At 53.2% G+C, this 20,958-nt stretch carries 17 protein-coding genes and 1 tRNA gene; 7 read left to right on the top strand and 11 right to left on the bottom strand.

Translation table 11 applies throughout. From position 1 onward, the window contains the following. Positions 1–5: 5 nt before the first annotated feature. A complete protein-coding gene (locus PSE_RS06260) occupies positions 6–1,844 on the top strand; it encodes a radical SAM protein (RefSeq protein ID WP_014284087.1) in 1,839 nt (612 codons plus the stop codon). Positions 1,845–2,266: 422 nt separating this feature from the next. Here PSE_RS06260 and PSE_RS06255 read toward each other — a convergent pair whose 3' ends face one another. From PSE_RS06255 to PSE_RS06230, 6 genes are all read right to left on the bottom strand, one after another. Next, positions 2,267–2,698 (bottom strand): cupin domain-containing protein, encoded by a 432-nt coding sequence (locus PSE_RS06255; protein WP_014284086.1) that lies wholly within the window; start codon positions 2,696–2,698, stop codon positions 2,267–2,269. Between the two features lie 197 nt (positions 2,699–2,895). Next, positions 2,896–3,771: an alpha/beta hydrolase gene (locus tag PSE_RS06250; RefSeq protein ID WP_014284084.1), complete on the bottom strand. Its 876-nt coding sequence runs from the start codon at positions 3,769–3,771 to the stop codon at positions 2,896–2,898. Between the two features lie 16 nt (positions 3,772–3,787). Further along, a complete protein-coding gene (locus PSE_RS06245) occupies positions 3,788–4,378 on the bottom strand; it encodes an NADPH-dependent F420 reductase (RefSeq protein WP_014284083.1) in 591 nt (196 codons plus the stop codon). Positions 4,379–4,793: 415 nt separating this feature from the next. Beyond that, a complete protein-coding gene (locus PSE_RS06240; protein ID WP_014284082.1) occupies positions 4,794–5,144 on the bottom strand; it encodes a helix-turn-helix domain-containing protein in 351 nt (116 codons plus the stop codon). 230 nt (positions 5,145–5,374) lie between these two features. Continuing rightward, positions 5,375–5,878 carry an N-acetyltransferase gene (locus PSE_RS06235; protein WP_014284081.1) on the bottom strand — a complete coding sequence of 168 codons (504 nt, stop codon included), beginning with the start codon at positions 5,876–5,878 and terminating at the stop codon, positions 5,375–5,377. Beyond that, positions 5,878–7,422 (bottom strand): class I adenylate-forming enzyme family protein, encoded by a 1,545-nt coding sequence (locus PSE_RS06230; protein WP_014284080.1) that lies wholly within the window; start codon positions 7,420–7,422, stop codon positions 5,878–5,880. The genes PSE_RS06235 and PSE_RS06230 overlap by 1 nt, the downstream gene beginning before the upstream one ends. Positions 7,423–7,750: 328 nt before the next feature. On the opposite strand from PSE_RS06230, the gene PSE_RS06225 reads away from it, so the two are divergent. The 5 genes from PSE_RS06225 to PSE_RS06205 all read left to right on the top strand — a co-directional run bounded on the left by PSE_RS06225 (position 7,751) and on the right by PSE_RS06205 (position 11,872). Then, a complete protein-coding gene (locus tag PSE_RS06225) occupies positions 7,751–8,413 on the top strand; it encodes a DUF4386 family protein (protein WP_041768056.1) in 663 nt (220 codons plus the stop codon). Between the two features lie 113 nt (positions 8,414–8,526). Further along, complete coding sequence (locus tag PSE_RS06220; RefSeq protein WP_041768054.1) at positions 8,527–10,038, top strand: FAD-binding oxidoreductase; 1,512 nt, start codon at positions 8,527–8,529, stop codon at positions 10,036–10,038. After that, a complete protein-coding gene (locus PSE_RS06215; RefSeq protein ID WP_014284077.1) occupies positions 10,031–10,456 on the top strand; it encodes a DUF4383 domain-containing protein in 426 nt (141 codons plus the stop codon). Before PSE_RS06220 ends, PSE_RS06215 begins: the two co-directional genes overlap by 8 nt. Then, positions 10,443–11,516: a hypothetical protein gene (locus PSE_RS06210; protein ID WP_014284076.1), complete on the top strand. Its 1,074-nt coding sequence runs from the start codon at positions 10,443–10,445 to the stop codon at positions 11,514–11,516. The genes PSE_RS06215 and PSE_RS06210 overlap by 14 nt, the downstream gene beginning before the upstream one ends. A gap of 11 nt (positions 11,517–11,527) precedes the next feature. Next, positions 11,528–11,872: a hypothetical protein gene (locus tag PSE_RS06205; protein ID WP_014284075.1), complete on the top strand. Its 345-nt coding sequence runs from the start codon at positions 11,528–11,530 to the stop codon at positions 11,870–11,872. A 91-nt stretch (positions 11,873–11,963) separates the two neighbouring features. Here the strand turns inward: PSE_RS06205 and PSE_RS06200 are convergent. The 5 genes from PSE_RS06200 to PSE_RS06180 form a co-directional block, all read right to left on the bottom strand. After that, positions 11,964–12,038, bottom strand: a tRNA-Gln gene (locus PSE_RS06200). Positions 12,039–12,198: 160 nt separating this feature from the next. After that, complete coding sequence (locus PSE_RS06195) at positions 12,199–15,603, bottom strand: efflux RND transporter permease subunit (RefSeq protein ID WP_014284074.1); 3,405 nt, start codon at positions 15,601–15,603, stop codon at positions 12,199–12,201. An 8-nt stretch (positions 15,604–15,611) separates the two neighbouring features. Next, the gene (locus PSE_RS06190; protein ID WP_014284073.1) at positions 15,612–16,766 is read right to left on the bottom strand and encodes an efflux RND transporter periplasmic adaptor subunit; all 1,155 of its coding nucleotides are present in this window, start codon (positions 16,764–16,766) and stop codon (positions 15,612–15,614) included. Continuing rightward, complete coding sequence (locus PSE_RS06185; RefSeq protein ID WP_014284072.1) at positions 16,763–18,325, bottom strand: efflux transporter outer membrane subunit; 1,563 nt, start codon at positions 18,323–18,325, stop codon at positions 16,763–16,765. Before PSE_RS06185 ends, PSE_RS06190 begins: the two co-directional genes overlap by 4 nt. A gap of 274 nt (positions 18,326–18,599) precedes the next feature. Continuing rightward, on the bottom strand, positions 18,600–19,724 hold the full coding sequence (locus PSE_RS06180; protein WP_014284071.1) for a glycosyltransferase: 1,125 nt from the start codon (positions 19,722–19,724) through the stop codon (positions 18,600–18,602). 375 nt (positions 19,725–20,099) lie between these two features. Here PSE_RS06180 and purU point away from each other — a divergent pair, with 375 nt between their 5' ends. After that, positions 20,100–20,957, top strand: coding sequence for a formyltetrahydrofolate deformylase (gene purU / locus PSE_RS06175; protein WP_008552676.1), 858 nt, complete (start codon positions 20,100–20,102; stop codon positions 20,955–20,957). Position 20,958: the final 1 nt, after the last annotated feature.

Below are 20,958 nucleotides of genomic sequence, written 5' to 3'. Positions count from 1 at the left end.
AATTTATGAGCATTCATTATGACGTTGGCAGAAAATCACGGGCAAACGTCCAAGGGAAGCCCAGCAAGTTTCACTTCATAATCATCAAGCCTACGCACTACGATGATGAGGGCTATCCCATTCAGTGGCTCCGCTCTGCCATTCCTTCCAACACACTTGCCTGCCTTTATGGTCTGGCGGAGGATTGCCAGAACAGGAACGTGCTGGGTGATGGCGTGGAGCTTAAGCTTCACAGTTATGATGAAACGAACAGGCGGGTGAAGCCTGAGCGTATCGCCAGGATGGTGCGCAAGGACGGTGGCAGTGCCTTGATCGCATTGGCGGGCGTGCAATCCAATCAGTTTCCACGAGCGCTGGATCTAGCGCATCAGTTCAGAGCGCTTGATATTCAGGTGTGCATCGGCGGTTTTCACATCTCAGGCTGCGTCTCCATGCTTCCTGAGATTCCGCAGCAAATTGTCGACGCGCAAAATGAGGGCATCTCGTTTTTTGCGGGGGAAGCTGAAAACCAGCGGTTGGATGAAGTTTTAGAAGATGCGCTGCACGGCACCCTGAAGCCGCTCTACAACTTCATGAATGATCTGCCGAATTTGGACAGTCAGCCCGATCCGATTTTGCCGCAAAAGCACATCATCCGGACGGCTGGATCGCACTCTTCTTTTGATCTGGGGCGCGGGTGTCCCTATCAATGTTCCTTCTGCACCATCATCAACGTGCAGGGCCGTAAGAGCCGCAGTCGGTCAGCGGATGACGTTGAGCGCATTATTCGCCGCAACTACGCGCAGGGTATCAACCGGTTCTTTATCACTGACGATAACTTTGCGCGGAACAAGGATTGGGAAGCGCTGTTTGATCGGATCATCGATCTTCGCCAAAACCATGGATTCAATATCAAGTTCATCATTCAGGTTGATACCCTGTGCCACCGCATTGACCGGTTCATTGAAAAGGCCTGTGCGGCGGGCGTAACCCGGGTCTTTATTGGATTGGAGAACATCAATCCAGACAACCTACTCGCGGCAAAGAAACGCCAGAATAAGATCACTGAATATCGCGAGATGTTGCAGGAATGGCGTGCTCACGGCGCGACAACATATGCTGGCTATATCCTTGGTTTCCCCTCTGACACCCGCGAAAGCATCCTACGGGATATCGAAATTATCAAAAAGGAACTGCCGCTGGATCTGCTGGAGTTCTTCTATCTGACACCCCTTCCCGGCTCTGAGGATCATCTGAATTTATATCGTAAAAACATATGGATGGATGAGGATCTCAACAAGTATGACCTGAACCATCGGGTCGCGCATCATGACAAAATGAGCGATGAGGAATGGGAGAATGTGTATCTGGAAGCGTGGATGACTTATTACTCTCCAGAGCATATTGAGACTGTTCTGCGAAGAGCGGCAACACACCCTAAGGGGCGGCCAAGTAACAAGCTCTTTTTGATGCTGTTTTTCTATCTCATGGTGAAGCTGGAGGGTGTTCACCCTCTGGAAGGCGGCTTCTTCCGCCTGAAGTACCGAAAAGACAGACGCAGCTCTCTGCCCCTGGAAAATCCTTTCGCTTTTTATTCCAAGTACTTTACTGAGATCATCAGCAAATCCTTGAGCTACCTGAAGGAAGGCTCTCGCTACTATTGGCTCTATTACAAGCTCCTCAAAGCACCTGATCGCAAGAGCTACACCGATACAGCCCTTCAAAAAAGCAGCGATGAAGAAGAAGAAGGCCTCCGCCTTTACAAAGACACCGCCGGAGGAGAAGCCGCCGTCGAGAAGAAGAAAAAAGCGCAAGCCCTGCGGGATCGCGTTGCAGCGAAGAAAGTCGGTGCACAATACAATTGATTTGGTGGGTTGCGGGGAACGCGGACCTTAGATGCATTGTGGAGGTTAAGGTAAGTAAGAGCTTGTTGCTCGTGTGGAGAGCCAGCGACGAACCTTCGATTGCTTCGAGTAGGTTTGAGATGCTTTGCCATGGCGGTGAAGTCTCGAACTAAAATGCGCTTTGAGAACTCTCTGATTACCTGAGCAAATGGACACTTTGGATTGGCACAAGCAGCCCCAGCACTCTTGAGAGAGGACCGGGGCGAGGTGTTGCAGTGAGCTGCAATGTTTGGGAGATGTGTTGTCTCAAACAGACTGTAAGTTGAGGGACTTGCAGGCCAGATTTGAGGCAAACTCAGTTTTTGTTGTTATGGGAGTAACAAGTTGCTTTCACGCGGTTGCTGACCAGGTTGCTCTGTTATGAGCGGTGGCCTGCTTCGTGCTTATTGAGGGAAGGCAATGTCGCGGGTGCCGTTGAAGTCGAGCACGTTGATGCAGACTTCCGGGCCAGCACAGCGATCTGAGTGAACATCATCTGCTTTGATGCGGACGAATGCGTTTTGTGCAGTAATAACTTCTCTGCCTTCCTCATCGATATGTGCCCAGTTTCCCTGAACTGCCATACCCCAGTAATCGTTGGAGTGCGTGTGGGGTGGGATGCCGACCCCCGGCTGAATGCGGAAAGCATAAACTGCGCTGCCGTCTTCTTCCTTGCCCCAAAGGACGGCCATTTCAGCCCCTTCGAGCCCCGTTTCCTGCCATGCCACATCGTCAAATTTGAAGATGTGTTTTTCCTCCGCCGCTTGAGCTGATGCCAATAAACTCACCATTGCTGCTGCGGTGAAAATTCCGGTTGTTACTTTCTTCATAAACATGGGTTTGTCTCCATTTTCTGAGAGTTCAGCTGCTCTGACGAGAAAGTACGGACAGCTGTTTGAGGTGCAGGTTGATGGGGCCTGCACATTGTTTGAGAAGGCAAATCAGTGAGGCTGCGCACAAGGCACACTCCTTCATTGGCAGAACACCACTATTGCTGCCTTCCATTCATTTTGTTGTTTTGCGGATCAGTCGCTTAGAGAACCCGTGACAAGAACTCGACTGCCTGTGACACGGTGGCCTTCACGATCTCAGGATTATCGTAGATATCCGTCTGCCCTTCTGACGTAACAACTGCTTGTTCTTTAGGCCCTGGCACTGCCTTGTAGAACTTATCTGCCCACGATGGGTTGAGGGCATTGGGCCCGTGCACCATGAGAAAAGGCGTCCTAATGTGCGGCGCGGCACTTTGTACGTCAAACTCCAGAAAATACTCGCGCGACATGACAGCGAAGCGATTTTCGTAGTTCGGATGAACGGCTCGCTTTGTGTAATAGTCGAATGTGGATTGCATCGTCATAGCAGCATCCTGGCTCAACGCTGCTGCAGGGATGGTTTCGACATAGCTTGTCGCCTCGTAATGCATCCGTGCCTTCTTGCCCTGCGCAACTTTGTCGGCAAAGCCTATTGGATCAGCAGCTTTCATGGCTTCGACATCACGGTAGTATCCCGCAATCCCAACAAAACCGCGAATGTCCGACCGGTTTGCAATTGCATGCGCCATGTAACCACATCCAAGGCAGATGCCGACTGCACCTATCTGATGCGAGGCAACTTCAGGCTGAGCTGATAGGGCATGAAACGCTGCTTCGAGATCCGCAATCTTGTCCTTATAGAACTCATAGTGCCTTGGTTCCCCGGCGCTTTCGCCAAAGTGGCGATGGTCAAACGCCAATGCGGCAATACCCTGTTTGGCCAACTCAGTAGCATAGGTTCCCGTCACTTGCTCCTTTACGGATGTCATTGGGCCGCACGTTACGACAGCGGGGTGAACACCTTTACTGGAAGGCAAGTGGAGATTGCCAATGAGTTGATCTCCTGCAACATCAAAGCTGATCCTTTTAATCGGCATCTTTAGAGCCTCTCATCTAACCACGATGGTACAGAAATGCTGCGTTGGTTCCTCCGCCTTGTCCAACAGCCAGCTCAATATTCAGGTGTGCTATTGCTTCCAGATAACGTCCAACCATCAACTTGTTGGCTGTGACAGGTGCAAAACCGATGCTTTTTGCGAAGTCAGCAACCGTCTTAACCGCATCATCGAGGTCGGAAGCGACGAAGACTGTCACTGCACTGCCATTGCGCGAAAGACCTTCGGTACTCATGATGTCTGCGAAGACTGTGTTGAAGGCTTTTACAATTTTGGAGTTCGGCAAGAGCTTTGCGATCTCTTCTCCGGCTGAGGTATCTTCTCCCAGCATGCGTGGCGACCAATCGTCATTGAGAGGGTTTGTTGCATCAATCACGATCTTCCCGGCAAGCAACTCGCTCAAGGGTTTCAATGCCTCTTCCACGGCGTGGTAATGGACGGCAATGAGGATGATATCGCCGTGTCTGGATGCATCAGCAAGTGAGGCATCTCCTTTACGGCTGCCAACCAACACATCATGTCCTGCTGCGCGGGCCAGTTCTGCAAGGCGTGTGCCGACGTTGCCTGCACCTAAGATTCCGATTTTCATCTGCTGCTCCAGTCTTGCTTCAAGATGGAGTATAAATCTGCAATCTGGTATACATAGTCAATTAGGTACCTGATGGTAACTAGGCGCATTTTTTGGCTTTAATGATAGGAAACGGGAGCAACCAGAAAGCTAAATCAAGGCGCCATCTTCATGATAAAACTAGTTATTTCAATTGGTTATAATGTATGCAAAGCAAGCACTGGAGCGTGTCTATTTTTGAGCTTAGAAGAGCAGGAAATTTTCGCCCACCCCTGTTGTTGCTCGCTTAATGCATCAATTTTCGATGGAGTTGATAGGTGCATCGAACGCGAGTTAGCACCTTATTGGAGGCGTTACTGGGAAGATTTGATTGAGCAGACGCGATGGGCGCGATGTGATGTGCAGCAGTTCGTTTCTGCCTCTCCCATCTCACATGTTACTGCGCCATAATCTCATTGAAGTGGGCTTCACACCACTGCTTTATTTGCTTGATGAGAGGCAACAGGTCTTTGCCTAAGGCGGTCAGCTCGTATTCCACCCGCAGCGGCATTTCATCATAGACCTTCCGCGTGAGAAGCTTGTCCTGCTCGAGATTTCGAAGAGTTTGGGTCAGCATTTTTTGCGAAACGCCTTCCACCTTCCGCTTCAAATCTCCAAAACGTAGTGGCCCACCCTCTAGGGCAACAATCGTAAGCATTGTCCATTTTTCAGCCAACCGCACCAGCACCTGCCTCGACGGGCAAATCGCTACAAACGCATCCGGCTCAACTTTCTCGGCACCGCTCATTTGGTCACCTTTGGGTACTTGGGGAGGAATGGTTACCAGAAGTCCATCTACACCAAGCCGCTATACCGGACAAGAAAAACTGACTGTTTAGTGACAACGCCGCAAGCCACCATCACCACAACCGGATGATATAGCTACAACATTTCCAACTTCGGCATAAATTAAGCGAGTTTATGGGCGGCAGCTGCACTATCTCCCCACTCCACCGGTGGCACGCCTGAGGGTTCTCCTCAGGCTATTTCTTCAGCGTAGAACGGGAGATGTTTGCGGAGGCGGATGTAGGTGATTTCGCAGTGGAGGTCTTCGTCGAACTTGGTTGCCTCGAATACGTCCTCATACTTCATGTGGTGATAGAGGCCTAAGGCCCGATCGTTCTGGATGAGGACCGAGATTTCTGCGGTGTGGTAGCCGCGGGCCGCTATGCGGCGTTCGGCTTCTTCCACCAGTGCGGTGCCCAGTCCGCTACTTTCGTAGTCCGGGTCGATCCAGAGGTCGGTGATGAAATTGTCGGCGTGTTCTGTTGCTGCAAAGCCGAGCACGCGGTCTTCTTTCACGGCCACCACAATCTGATCCAGACAGGCACTTGCAAAATCCGTGAAGGACGCTTTGCTCATGGTGTCATGTGCCACCTGCGGCACATGGGGGCCGATGCCCCGTTTCCATGAGGCCAGACCGACTGTTCCGATCTGCGAGATATCTTTTGAGCGAGCACTACGAATTTCAAAGGTCTTCATCAGACTGATCCACCTTTCTCCGGTCCCTTCAGCATCTCCCGCAAGTCTCGCTTCAGGATCTTGCCGTAATTGTTCTTCGGCAACTGCTCCATAGCGATGTACTGCTTCGGACGCTTGAAACGCGCGATGTTGTCAATGCAGAGCTGGTCGAGCTCCGCGAAATCGACGGTCTTTCCCTTTTCTGGAGAGATGATAGCCACCACCTCTTCGCCCCACTCTTCATGGAACCGACCGACTACTGCGACTTCAGATACATCCGGATGCATCAGCAGAATTTCTTCCACTTCGCGAGGATAGATGTTGGACCCGCCCGAGATGATCATATCCTTCGAGCGGTCGTGCATGGTGAGGAACCCATCCTCATCCAGCGCACCCATGTCGCCTGTTTTCAACCAGCCATCGATGATCGTAGATGCCGTTGCGTCCTCATTGTTCCAGTAGCCCAGCATGACTGCTGAACCGGACACGACAATCTCGCCAATCTCACCATTGGGCAGGTCTTTCATATCCTCTCCTACCACACGGACACGAGACGCGACTTGAGCTACCCCAACTGACTTCAATCTTTCTTGCCATCTGGGATGTTTTCTGTCGCACACTTGCTCACGGCTCAGCACAGTGATGGCCATGGGGCATTCGCCCTGCCCGTAGATCTGCGCGAAGCGTGGGCCGAGAACGTCAACGGCTTCAACGATATCGGCGAAATACATAGGCCCGCCGGCGTAGATGATTGTGTCCAGCCCCTCACCCGTTGCACCTGTGGCTTTGGCGACGTCCACCAGCCTGTGCACCATTGTGGGGGCTGCAAACATGGCGATCCTGCCGATTTTGGGTGCGATTTCCAAAATCTCGGCTGCGTCAAATCCGCCTGAGACGGGGCAGACGTGTCTGCCGCCGGCCACAACGTGCATGAAGCTGTAGATCCCCGCACCGTGAGACATGGGAGCTGCGTAAAGCGTGGCGTCTTCGTGCGTGGGGGTGCCGATGCCCGCATAGTAACCGAACATCATGCTCTGGATGTTTTGCGAGGACATCATCACCCCTTTGGGGCGGCCTGTGGTGCCGGAGGTGTAGAACAGCCAGACCATATCCTGCGCATCAATCGGCACCGGCTCGGCCAACGGCTCAGCCTTGAGCATGTGCTGATAACTGTCCTGGTCCACCGAGATGACTTTGGTTTTGGTCTGATCGATCTCCCTGATCAGATCCTCGCCCACATCATCTGAGATGAAGACGGCTGTGGCTTCGGCATTCTCAATGATCCACGCGGCTTCCTTCGGGTGTAGCTTTGCGTTGATCGGGATTGCTGCGGCGCCAGACCACCAGATGCCGTAGCTGGCTTCCAGATATTCACTGCGGTTTTTCATGAAGATGGCAACGCGGTCGCCTCTGGCCACACCGTACTCCCGCTGCAACGCACCGGCGATGGCTGCGGAGCGTGCGCCAAACTCGCCATAGGTTGCCATCTGCTGCGTTCCATGAAAGAGCGCAGGTGCATCCGGTGTTATTCTGGCTGTACGGGCCAGCCACTCTGCCAGGTTCATTCGGTCTCCCCCCTCAAATCAGATTGCTTCCCTCAAAAGCAATCCTGCTGCCGCCGTCTCATCGCCTTTCAGATCATGGCGATAACGCACTGTTCACTCACGTATTGTTATTGGTCTGGGAGCGTCGTGGTGACGAATTTTGGTTGGCAGCTTCACTCAAACTTCAAGATGCGCATACTATAGTTTTTTGCAAGTCTGGGTATACGCCTCTTGTTTAACGCAATTTCCAAGTTTACGCTGCGGCTTTCTGCACTTTACATCTCTTTGTTGCTCAGAACATCCCATGTTCTGCATAAATTCAACTCATGGTTTTATAAGGACGCCTGTGATGAACCTTCAAAAAGCTGGCGGAATAGCATCTCTTATTGAAGCGGCCACCTACATCATTGGTTTTGCTCTTTTAACGACTTTACTGGCAGATGCGGGCTTTGGAGAAGACGGCAGTGATGCGAACCTGCTGGCATTCATCGTGTCCAATCAGAGCCTTATGTACCTCTGGAATTTCATCATTTACATCGTCAACGCAGTGTTTCTGGTGGTGCTGGTGATTGCTCTGCATGACCGGCTGAAGGCAGCAACACCGGGGCTTTCACAGATAGCCGCCGCTTTTGGGTTGATCTGGGCCGGGTTGGTTCTGGCCAGTGGCATGCTCGCCAATATCTCTCTGGCTGAAGTTTCTGCCCTTTACGCGCTGGACCATGACGAAGCGTTGGTGATGTGGGCAACCCTGAGCAACGTGCAGGAAGGCATTGGTGGTGGGAACGAGATCACCGGCGGGCTTTGGGTGCTGCTGCTGTGCTGGGCAGGCCTGCGGGGTTCCAGCCTCTCGAAGGGCCTGAGCTGGCTTGGCGTAATCATCGGTCTGGCTGGCATTGCCACGGTTGTTCCGAGTATGAGCGAGCCGGGTGGTATCGTCTTCGGCCTCGGCTTTATTCTCTGGTTCATCTGGGCAGGTGTTTATCTACTCAGACATGGTGAGGCTTCCTCGTAGAAAGCGGCTCGCCTACAGCCTGAAGCAATGATCTGCAAATAGCTCTTAGTTGCATTTGTAACGGGTAACACTTACCTGTGATGAATATTCATTTGATCATTGCTGAGGCATTTATGGGTAAAATCAGTAGAAGAGCTTTTCTTCTTGGCGGGGCCGCGTTTGCAGGGGCAGCCGGTTATCATTTTCTTTCACCTTCCCCTCGTTCCTATGGCGGCGCTTTTCCAGTTGAGCCGCAATCCGAGACAACCGGCACCCTATTGAGCGATGCTGGTGAGCTGACGCAGGTTAGTGTTAAGAAGCACGAGACCTTTTCTGGCCTTTCCAGTGATGCGCTGCGCAAAGAGATGGCAGCACAGCTGAAGCAGGCAGCAGATGAGAACCATCCTGTGATGGCAAGCGTTGCCCGGCACTCCATGGGCGGTCAGTCTCTGCCCACCAATGGGGCGGCGCTCTCCCTGCACGGCGGAACCATTGAGCTGCATCCGGAACGCAAGAGCTATACGGTTTCAGGCGGCGTGCGGTGGCATGAGGTTATCTCAAAGCTGGATGAAAACGGCTTTTCACCTGCTGTGATGCAGTCCAACAACGACTTTGGCGTGGCCAGCACCTTTTCCGTCAATGCGCACGGCTGGCCGGTACCATTTTCCGGGTGTGGGTCTACGGTTCGCTCGCTGGAAATCATGCTTGCTGATGGTCAGGTGCAGCGTTGCAGCCCTTCGCAGAACAGTGAGCTCTTTAACGCGGCGATGGGTGGTTACGGGCTGTTTGGCATCATCACCGAGTTGGAACTGGATATGGTCCCCAACAACCGGTTGGAGCCGGAGTATATCGAGTTGCCATCTGCTGAGTACGGCCTGCGTATGCAGCAGGTGCTCGCAGAAGATCCTTCCATTCAGATGGCTTATGGCCGCATGAACGTGGACATTGATCGCTTTTTTGAAGACTCAATGCTGATCGTTTATCGCCCGACTGATGATCAGTCAGACCTGCCAGCTGCAAGCGGTTCCGGTTTTATCAGCAAGGCCTCCCGGCATATTTTCCGCGGTCAGCTGAACTCTGAGGGCATCAAGAAGGTGCGTTGGGGGATTGAAACCGGGATCGGGGCTTCCCTGAACAGCGGTCCTGTGACCCGCAACAGCTTGCTCAATGAGCCCGTTGTTACGCTGGATGATAAAGACCCGACCAGAACCGACATTTTGCATGAGTATTTTGTTGAGCCTGCACGGTTTGTCGAGTTTGTGCAGGCTTGTCAGGATGTCATCCCGTCCTCCTATCAGGAGCTGCTCAACATCACTCTGCGCTACGTTCGCAAAGACACACAAAGCGTGTTGCCTTTTGCTCCGACGGACCGAATTGCAGCCGTGATGCTGTTCTCTCAGGAAAAGTCGAAGCGCGGGGAAGCGGATATGGCTCGGATGACCCGTAACCTCATCGAGCGCACGCTTGCCATCGGCGGCACCTACTACCTGCCTTATCGCCTGCATGCCACGCAGGACCAGTTTGAAAGATCCTATCCGAACCATCAAAGGTTCATTGAGCTGAAGCAGAAGTACGATCCGCAGATGCGGTTCACTAACCAGCTTTGGGACACCTACATGGCAGCAAAGGGGCCTTTGAATGTTTAGAAAAGTCGCATTTGCGTATGCCGTGATCCTGTTTGCTGTCACCTCGCTGAACTACATCCCCGGTATTCCCGATGAGAACGGGTATGTTTTCGGAATTTTTGCGCTAGATCTGTTTGACGACAGTCTTCATGCCGCCAGTGCACTATGGGCGCTTATTGCGGCTTTGATCTCGCAAAATGCCTCCCGGATTTTCCTGCGCTACTTCGGGGCGCTGTATCTGGCTGATGCGGTTTTGGGACTGCTGACAGGGTCTGGTTATCTGGACTTTGGCATCTTTACGCTTGGCTTCCAGTCCTATCCGCTTGGTTTCAAGATACTCGCCAACCTACCGCATTTTGCATTGGGCAGCGTTGCTTTGGCAGTAAGCTTTTGGGGCGGAAACAGCATTGCGAAGGAGAGCCCAAGTGAAGCTTCTTAAACGGCTTTCCATCGGCGTCCTCTGTGTGCTTCTGGTGATCGGCATTGGTGCTGCGGCGCCTGTTCTTTATGTGGAACAGGCCTGCACCTCTGCCGAGATTGCCGATACCTATCAAAGCACCCTGGAGCCTACTCACAAACGAGAGGAAGCCCGCACGTTTCTAACCTATCCTGAATGGCACATCGTTTATGCCTATGAGGATTACGCCACAACGCTGGAAAACGGCATGCCGCATGAGTTCAACTATCTGAACGCCATTGGCAGTTTCTGGTCTAGTCTGTGCGCGCTGAAAAGTGAGGCGGATACACGTGGTGCAGCTCAGTTTGACACCAAGGCCACCATTTACACCATCGGCATCAGTTTCTCTTTCGAGATGCTGATGAAAGCGGCCTATGAAGAAACTCTGGGCCGTCTGGCAGCAATCACCAGTGCGAACAACACTTCTTTGCAGGACCAGCTGGAGTACAGCGTTTCAGCTGAGTACGCCAAGTTCCTGCATCAGACACCCTGGTACAAGTTCGACTTTGACAGTGCGCGTGCAAAACTCAACCAAGCCGCAGCTAATGATGGGGTGCGTAGTTGGGAGCGCTGGTTTGCTCTGAACCTGGAGTGGTGGGCCAAAGCTCAGTATGCCAAAGCCATTGCTGCGGCGGTGGATACGATTGGCCATGACGAGCTGACCATGCGATCCGTCATCAGCAGTTCTCATGGCGCAGATGTTCTTTCAGAGTATGATCTCAAGGTGGTTCAGCAGCTTGGCGATAAGTTTGTCATCGAGACACCTCGGTATCGCAAGTTTACAGAGCTGGCGCTGCGCCTTTCAAAAGACGGGGTTATGTTCCACGAGATTGCGGGCAATGATGATATTCTGATGTCTGTTTTGAAGCAGAGTTCAGCCAAGAACCCAAGTTTGTCAGCAGCTGCAATCCTTTCCGAAACAGAGCGGAATACAGGGGATCAACAAAGGTTACTCATTCAATCAAAGGTTCCAGCCCTTTCCGTCACACTCGATGAGCTGAAACAGCAGGGTATCACCATTGAGCACATCTACGACTACTAGCGAGGTCTAAGTTGAGCAAGTTGAAGCGTGTTGCTCTTATCCTTGCTGCCATCACAGTGGCATGGGGGGCCATCGGGCTCACCGTGCCCTTTGTTGGCGATGCGGACGAGGTCGCTGTGCCCTATCCTCAAAGCTTACAAATGGAGATGCTTCCTGCTTCCGTCAGGATACTGAGCTACAACGACAAGATCGCCGTGTTTGCGAGCGACACCCCAAACCTAGCCGCAAAGCTCTACAAAGCTGGCGCGTGGATCGTCCTCCCCGCCTCAAACGGCAGCTGCCTCAATCTGTCAGAACCGACGAAGCCTGCCCGCAAACGGTCTGGGTCGGAGAGTGTTGGGCTTTCAGAGGGCTGAGATGTGAAAAGGGGAAGGATCGGCACAGCTTTTTCCGGAACACAAACAGGTGCTTGTGCAGAGAACTATCGGATTAGATTTTAGGAGAAAATGGCTGGGGTGGTAGGATTCGAACCTACGATACACGGTACCAAAAACCGTTGCCTTACCACTTGGCTACACCCCATCGCTGTGTGTGGGCCGGGTTATAGCTTTATGATTTGGAATAGGCAACCACTCAATTTCTTTTTGCTGTGAGAAACTTACAAGTGTTCCACAGTTGGGTTTATTTCAGTGTGGCCCAGCAGATTTCTGCTGCTGTGATTTTCAAATGGCTTTGTCTGGTCTTAGGAGGCTGGGTCTGGTTCTCCGTCTTCTTTTGGCATTCCTTCTGCGTTTTCATCAGGTTGGGTCAGTTTTGAACGGTCTTGCGCGATGAGCATGTAAACGTTGGGCACCACGAACAACGTGAAGAGCGTGCCGATGGACAGGCCGGTTGCAATCACCAGCCCCATGTTGAAACGGGAGGCCGCCCCTGCGCCGCTGGCCAGCACCAGAGGGATAACGCCAAGCACCATGGCGGCTGTTGTCATGAGGATCGCACGCAGGCGGATTTGCAGGGCACCGACCACGGCTTCCCGTTTGGTTGCACCCTGGTTTTCCTGAAGTTCGCGGGCAACTTCCACGATGAGAATGCCGTGCTTGGAGATCAGGCCCATGAGCGTGATGATGCCGACCTGCGTGTAAATGTTGATGCTGGCACCGCCCAGCCCGATATTGATGAAGAAAAGCGCACCCGCGATGGACATGGGCACAGAGACGAGAATGATGATCGGGTCGCGATAGCTTTCAAACTGAGCGGCGAGCGTCAGGAAGATGATGAGCAAGGCAAAAGCGAAGGTAACAACAAAGCCGCTGCTTTCCTGCTCAAACTGGCGGGATTGCTGGGCATAGTCCACATCGTACCCTTCTGGCAGTTCTTCAGCCGCAATCTGTTGCAGGACCTGCAAGGCTTCAGCCAAAGGAACGCCGAAGCTTGGTACGCCCGAGAGGGTCATGGAGTTTTGCTGTTGAAAGTGGGGGATGAACTCCGGCGTAACTTGCATATCAAGCGTCGCCACACTGGACAGCGGCACAACAGTGCTTTGCGGGGCGATGCTGGTTGATGAACCACCGCCGCCAGAACCACCTGAGACAAATGTGGTGGTTGTCGTGACAGGAGCGGATGCACTGCTTTGTGCAGCACCACTGCTGCTGTCAAAACCGCTGGCAGCCGGGTTGCTGCCAGAGCTACCGCTGAAAGCTGCACTGCCACCTCCACCGCTTGCCCCACCGCCACTGCCAGAGGCCGCGCCGCTCTGCGCGCCACCGGAGGTTATGCTGGTTTGCGATCCAGCAGATGCGCCGCCACTCGAAGACCCACTGGGTGTGGGCGTGCTGTTGGGTACACTGATGTAGGTGTCGAGAAGCTGCTCCGGGTTGAGGCGGTCGTATTGAATGATCTGCGGAATAACCCTGTAGGAGCGGCCATCAAAATCGAAGTAATTGATGTAGCCACCACTCATCATGGCCGTCAGGGATTGGCCAACATCTTGTAACGTGAGACCGAGTTCGGCGACCCGATCGCGGTCAATATTGATTTTGCCCTGTGGCTTGTCGATCTTCAGATCTTTATCAATGAAGATGAACTTGCCGGAGTTCTGCGCTTTTTCCAGAACCTGTGACCCAACATCGTAGAGCTTATCGACGGGCTGGGTGGTCTTGATGACGAACTGAACCGGCAAGCCGCTACTGCCAGGTAGTGGTGGGTTCTGGAACATCACCGTTTCAAAACCTGTTACCCCTTCCATGAAGGGCTGCATTTCGTACTGTAACTCGGTGGCTGTTTTATCGCGTTCATCCCATGGTGTGAGCAAGACACCGGACAGAACGCTGGAAGAGAGCACCAGCTGGAAGACGCCTTCAACCTCAGAGTACCCATGAGCAATACGGTAGATCTCTTCGGTGTAGAGCATTTTCTGCTGCAAGGTGGCGGAAGGTGCTGGTGTTGATTGAGCCAGGACCAGTCCCTGATCTTCTTGCGGGGCCAGCTCTTGCTGCGACGTGGAGTAGAGGACCGGAATACTGGCGAGGATCAGGAACGCGAAGGTGAGGACGACCGGGCGATTATCCAGTGACGCTTCCAGCGCACGTAAATAGCGTTTGCGGAACCGGTCGTAGATATCGTCCACCGTTCTGGTCAAGGCGTCATCCCAACCGGTAGACTCCTGAGATCTGGCCTTCAGGATTTTGGAACTCATCATTGGTGTGAGTGTGAGCGCGACAATGGCCGAGATGGTCACGGAGCCCACCACTGTGAAGGCAAACTCTGTAAACAGCGCTCCTGTCAGGCCGCCCTGAAATCCGATGGGGGCGTACACGGCAACGAGAACAACCGTCATCGCGATAATGGGTCTGCCCAGATCCTGCCCGGCCTGTACGGCGGCGCGGAATGGTGTACTGCCCTCAGAGATATGCCGTTCTACATCTTCCACCACGATAATCGCATCATCCACCACAAGGCCAATTGCAAGCACCAAAGCGAGTAGGGTCAGCAGGTTGATGGAGTAGCCGAGCACCAGCATGATGAAGAACGTGCCGATGAGCGAGAGCGGGATTGCGATGACCGGAATGGCAACGGTGCGTGGGGAACCAATGAAGAGGAAGACCACGAAGGTCACGATCACCAGCGCTTCAACAAGTGCGCTGATCACCTCATCGATTGCAGCATTGATGAAGAGGCCGGAATCGTAAACGATCTTGGCTTCCAATCCCGGTGGCATGGCTGCCTGAACATTTGGGACAAGCTGGCGAACCTCCTCCAGCATAGCGAGCACGTTTGCGGAAGGGGCAGCTTGGACGCCGAGGTAAACGGCGGGTTTTCCTGAGTAGAGAACGGCTTGGTCATAGTCCTCGGACCCCAGTACTACTCTGCCAACATCACGCAAACGGATGATGGCACCATTGTTTTGAGTAACCGCCAGCTCTCGGAACTCCTCGACATCGGTCAGGTTGGTGTTGGCCGTCAACTCCACCTGCACCATCTGCCCTTTGGTGTTGCCGACCCCGGAAATGAAGTCGTTTCGGGCCAGAGCATTTGAGACATCAGTGCCCGTCAAACCGTAAGCTGCCAGCTTTTCCGGATAGAGCCAGACGCGGATGGCAAAGCGTTTTTCGCCATACAGCTCAGCGTTCTGTACACCTTCAATAGCCTGCACCTGCGGCTGGACCACGCGGACGATGTAGTCCGTGAGCTGGTTCCGGTCGATCACGTCTGAGGTGAAGCCAATGTACATGGCATCGATGGTTTCACCGATCTGAATGGTCAGTACCGGGTTCTGGGTTTCCTGCGGCAGCTGGTCGAGCACCGAGCTGATCTGGGTGTTGATCTCCGTTAGTGCTTTGTCAGCATCATAGTTGAGCACCAGATTGACCGTGATGGTGCTGACGGTGCTGGCGCTGGTGGAGGTCATGTAGTCGATGCCATTGGCCTGTGCGATGGCTTCTTCCAATGGGGTGGTGATGAAGCCTGCAACAGTTTCAGCACTGGCACCAAAAAGTGTGGTGGAGATGGTGATGACGGCGTTTTCTGTTTTGGGGTATTCCAGCACAGGCAGCAGGAAGATGGCACGCAGGCCCAGTGCCAAAATCATCAGGCTGATGGTGGAGGCCAGAACGGGGCGACGAACATAGATCTCAGTGAAGCTGTTCATGGCCCCTCCTACTGCTCAACTGGTTTCGGGTTAGGGTCATTGAGCGGCAGTACGGAGTTGTCGATCACCACCTTGGAGCCATTGCGCAGTTTAAGCTGCCCAGCGCTTACCACCAATTCGTCCGCCTTAAGACCCTTGGAGATGACGATCTGATCGCCGCGTTTTGAACCAGTTTCGATGAAGCGCTGTTTGGCGGTGTAGACCGGCTTGTTCATGTGCATTTCGTCTGTCTTGGTCAGCACATACACCGTGATGCCGTAGGAGTTGTAAGTGACAGCTGTTTGCGGCACCGTGACTTGCTCTTTTGGCGCTGAGACCACAGTCTCTACGTCCGCGAACATGCCCGGGATCAGCTCTTTATTGGGATTGGCAAAGCGTCCGCGCACTCTGGCATTACCGTTGGTCACGGTTACCTGCGCATCAACAGCAACCACTTTGCCTTTGATCGTCAGGTCAGGATAGGTATCGACCGAGACCTCGATCTCCTGTCCCTGTTTGATCGTGCTGAGAAAGCGCTGCGGGATGTAGAAATCAACGAAGAGATCATCGAGCTGCTGAAGGTTGACGTAGGCCTGACCCGGATTGAGAAGCTGCCCGACACTCACTTGCCGAATGCCCAGTCGGCCTGAGAATGGCGCGCGGATGTTTTTCTTCGCGATGATCGCCAGTTGGTTCTGAACCTGTCCCTGCAGGTTTTTGAGGTTCGACCAGTCGACATCGATCTGCTGCTTGCTGACGGCGTTGACTTTGTATTGCTTCAGATCCCTATCGAGGGTCTGACGAGCCAGAGTTTCCTGAGCTTGCAGGGATTTCAGCTGTGCCACTTCCTGCGTGGTGTCCAGCTCAATCAGCAACATGCCTTTTTGGACATCCTCGCCGGAGGAGAAGTTGATATGTGTGATTGTGCCTGGCAGCTCAGGGGTCAGGTCTGTTCCCATGATGGCAATGAGTGTGCCCACGGCGGAGACTTTGTCCGTCCAAAGCTGCTTGGTGGCTTTGTAAGAGGAGACGGTTTCGATCTTGTTCTGCAGGCCTGAGACGATCTTGCTGAGGACCCGGCCTTTGTAGAGCTGGAATGCATAGAGACCCCCAAACGCGATGCCCACGCAGATCAGCATGATGATCATATTCTTTTTGATGTTGGGCTTTTTGTGTTCACTCATGGCTGGTTCACCGGCTGTATCTGCTTGCGATTAAACGGCGGTACAGCCGAGATGATGGTGAGAGGTCTTCCGTCCCTGATTGGTGCGGCATTCGGGCGATTCCACCAACCACCGCCCAGCGCGATGAAAAGAGCGACTGTGTCTGTGAAGCGGGCGGCCTGAGCCCGCACCAGATTGATTTTCGCTTGCTGATAGGTCTGCACTGCGAGCAGGAGTGTTGTCAGATCGATGGCGCCCACATTGTATTGCTGCTGTGTCAGGCGCAGGCTCTTTTGGGCGGAGCGTTCCGCTGCCAAGCTGGCTTTCAGCGCACGGGCATCATTCTCCAGCGCGCTGATGGCATTGGCCGTATCTCCGAATGCGGTCACAACGGTTTCGCGGTAGTTGGCAGCTGAGGCTTCAAAGGCAGCAACAGCGGCCTTGCGCTGACTGTTAAGCGCTCCAGCATCAAAAATAGTTTGCGCGATTGATGTGTTGATTTGCCAGGCACCTGTTCCAGAAAAGAACAGGCGATTGAAGACATCAGATTCGTTGCCAACATTCCCAGTGATTTGAAAACTAGGAAGCTGGGCTGCCAGAGCAACGCCGATATTTGCACTAGCCTGCCAGAGCTGCGCCTCTGCAGACCGCACATCGGGGCGTTGAGCAACCAGTTCTGACGGCAAGCTCAAAGGCAGCTTTCGTGGCAACTTCAGATCCGAAAGATCAAACTCCTTCACGATGTTCTGGGTCGGATAGAAACCACCCAGCGTCTTGATCTGGTTCTTCTGAACAACCAGTTGTTGTTGCAGGGGTGGCAGCGTCGCTTTGGTTTGCTCCAGTGTTGCAAGCTGTTGCAGGACCTGACTTTCATCCACACCACCCAGCCTGAACTGCGCCCGCAGAATGGAAAGCTGCTTCTGCTGGACCTTGATGATTTCTTCCGTTGCACGGATCTGGCCCCTTAGGGAGGCCTCAATAATCACTGCATTCAACAGGTTGGATATCAGCATCAGATGCGCTGCCTCCACCTGAAACTGCGTGTATTGGATGTTCGCGACTTGCGCTTCAATGTTTCGGCGTGTGCCTCCCCAAACGTCGAGCGTATAAGAGATGGCCAGTGATAAGCTGTAGGTCGTGAAGAACGGATTCAGGTTTGCCACGATCTCACTGGCACCGCCCCCACCAATTGGGAACTTCTGTCGGTTGCGACTGGCATTGCCAGTGACTGTTGGGTAGAGCGCAGCACCCGCAGCATAGGCGTTTTCCTGTGCCTGCCTGAGATTGGCTTCTGCCTGCGCGATTGTGGGACTGTTGGCGACTGCGAGACTTACATAAGTGTTGAGGGCCTCAGATTCGAACAGTTCCCACCACTCTCCGGGCAGGTCTCTTTGAGTGGAGAAGTTTTGTGAGGCCCCGCCTTGTATGTCTGCGGAAACTGTAGCGCCAGGATCATTGCGGACATAACGGGCTTCAGGGGAGAGTTCAGGACGCTTGAAGTCCGGGCCAACCATACAGGCGGAAAGCAAAAAGAGCAGCGGCAGTCCTGAACGCCCACGCAACGCAGGCGCAAGAGACATTGTCTTCTTGCTGCTTAACCCGTACCAGAAACTCAACAGTGGTGCTCCAATGACCTGCATCTTTTATTGGCGGAGAACGAAGCTGTACGCACACTTAAACACTGGCCAAGAACACGGCTTACCTAAGGGTACTTGATGCTGATTTTGCAGGTCAAACACGCTTGTGATGTGGGATGGGTTATCCCAAACTAATGGCGTGAAGCATCCTATTTTACCTAGTTATATTAGATGGTTAGGTTGCGAAATCCTATGGGATGCGGATTTTTGATGTGGCTTAGTGCAGGTCTGACACACGCTCAGAAATCATGGAGAGGAGCAGCTTCTCATAGGCATCGATCGCACGCTCCTGAGAGAAGTCGCGGGCTCGGGTCGCCAGTGTATCATCGGAGCGGTCGCACTTAACGGCTGCAAGGATTGCTTCTGAGAGCTTATCGGCATCTCCAGCAGGTACGAGCCAACCGTTGCGGACGTCACTGAGCACTTCCCTCGCCCCTGCCCCACTGTCGAGAGCAATGACTGGTGTGCCGAGTGCCATGGCACGGACCATCTCTCCGGGGACGCTGTCTTGCTGGGAGGTAGAGACATAAACGTTGGCAGCGCGCAGAAAGCGTTCCGGTTTCTCTACCTCTCCCGTCATGGTGACGATGTCATCCAGCGCAAGGTTTGAGGCCAGCAAACGCATCTCTTCCTGATCCTCACTGCGCCCGAGAAGATAAGCCCGCAGGTTATCTTTGTAGCGGCTGAGGGCCATGGCGCGCAGGAGTTGGTGGTTGGCATTCTGGCTGGAAGTGCCGCCAACACTGATCACTTTGCTGGCCCCATGGGGATCGAACCAATCCTCCTCAATGGGCTCCGCCGCCGTTTCAAACACGTTCATTTCGACAAGAGGATTGTAGATGATGCAGGTTTTTTCTTTGGGCACTTGCTCGCAAAGATCAACCACATGCTCAATGGACTTTAACGTGCAGATTACCCTGTCAGCATCGCGATAGAGCAAAGGAACTGCGATGGTTGCGGCACTCTTTTGCGTTTCTAGCGCCAGATTGCTGGAGATGGTCACTGAAGAATGCAGCGTGATTGCAACGGGCACTTTGAGACGAGAGCGGGTTTTAACGGCACTGAGGCAAGCGATGTTGCTGCCGGTGCCGTGAGACAGAATGATGTCCGGCTTTTCTTTCTCCACCATGCGGGCAACACCAGCAGCAGCTGCTGCAGCTCTGGCTTTTTCCAGAAAGACTGGTGTAATGCGCGGTGAGTAGTGGGAGAGATCTCTTGGTTTACCGGTAAGGGTGATCAGCGTGATGTTGTGTTGGCGCGCGGCAAGACCGTTGGCGACCACCTCAGTGATCTCTGTAATGTCTTCATCAAGGAAGCTTTCCTGAACAATAAAGAGCTTCATGACGCGCCCCCGGCCCCCCGGTCGATCTGGTGCGTCTTCAGACACCCAGAAACCTGGTTCAGAGAGCTCGCACCGAAGCTCAATCTAGAAATCTACGGTGTTGTTCTCAATCTGGTTGATTTGATACCCGGTTATCTCCCAATGCAATTATCAGGGTAATTTCGTACTTGGCACCCCATGTCCGGCACATCTGGATCTGTCCGCACAAGCTTAGTGGTTTTATTGGTTTCTACCGCTGGTATGAAAATGAATCACATTGCTGCAGCACAACACTTTTTTCTGCATTTCAATGATGATTTGCCCTTTAAAAATTAGGAGCTCCCGCCTATTGTGCGCGGCAGCAAATTCAGTTCAAACGTGTAGATTAAGCCTCCTATGAACACTCAGGCAAACTATGTGCTCACCCTTTCCTGCGGAGACAGAAAAGGGATCGTTGCAGCGGTTGCTAACTCAATCGCTTCTCAAAACTGCAACATCTGCGAGAGCGCCCAATACGGCGATCCAGAAACCAACCGCTTCTTTATGCGCATTTCCTTCAATGCACCTGAAGGGATGACCAAAGAGCAGTTTGAAGAGGGCTTTGGCCCTGTGGCAACGGGCTATGGTTTTGACTGGAAAGTACATGACCTTTCCAAGAAGCCACGTGTTCTGGTGCTGGTTTCCCAAATGGGTCACTGCCTGAACGATCTGCTCTACCGTAATTCCACCGGTCAGCTGCCGATGGACCTGGTGGCGGTTGCTTCCAACCACACCAAGTACCAGTCCCGCGTTGAGCATGAGCAGATTCCATTCCATTATCTGCCGGTGACCAAAGAGACCAAGGCTGAGCAGGAAGCCCAGATTGTTGAGCTGGTGGAGCGCGAAAACATCGATCTGGTGATCCTTGCGCGTTACATGCAGATTCTCTCCAACGAGCTTTGTGAGAGGCTGGCTGGCAAGGTGATCAATATCCACCACTCTTTCCTGCCTAGCTTTATAGGTGCAAAACCATATCACCGGGCCCATGCACGCGGCGTCAAGATGGTTGGTGCCACAGCGCACTATGTGACCGCTGACCTTGACGAAGGCCCGATCATCGAGCAAGACGTGAGCCGGGTTGAACACTTCCATTCGGTGAACGAACTCATTGCCCAGGGGCGTGATACGGAAAGTCAGGTTCTTGCTCGCGCTGTCCGCTATCATCTGGAGCACCGAATCCTCCTTAACGGTGACCGTACCGTGATCTTTAAATAGG

It is taken from the genome of Pseudovibrio sp. FO-BEG1 (assembly GCF_000236645.1).
Taxonomy (GTDB): domain Bacteria; phylum Pseudomonadota; class Alphaproteobacteria; order Rhizobiales; family Stappiaceae; genus Pseudovibrio.
The sequence above is the reverse complement of the archived record's forward strand: the minus strand, read 5'-3'. Positions and strand labels throughout refer to the sequence as shown.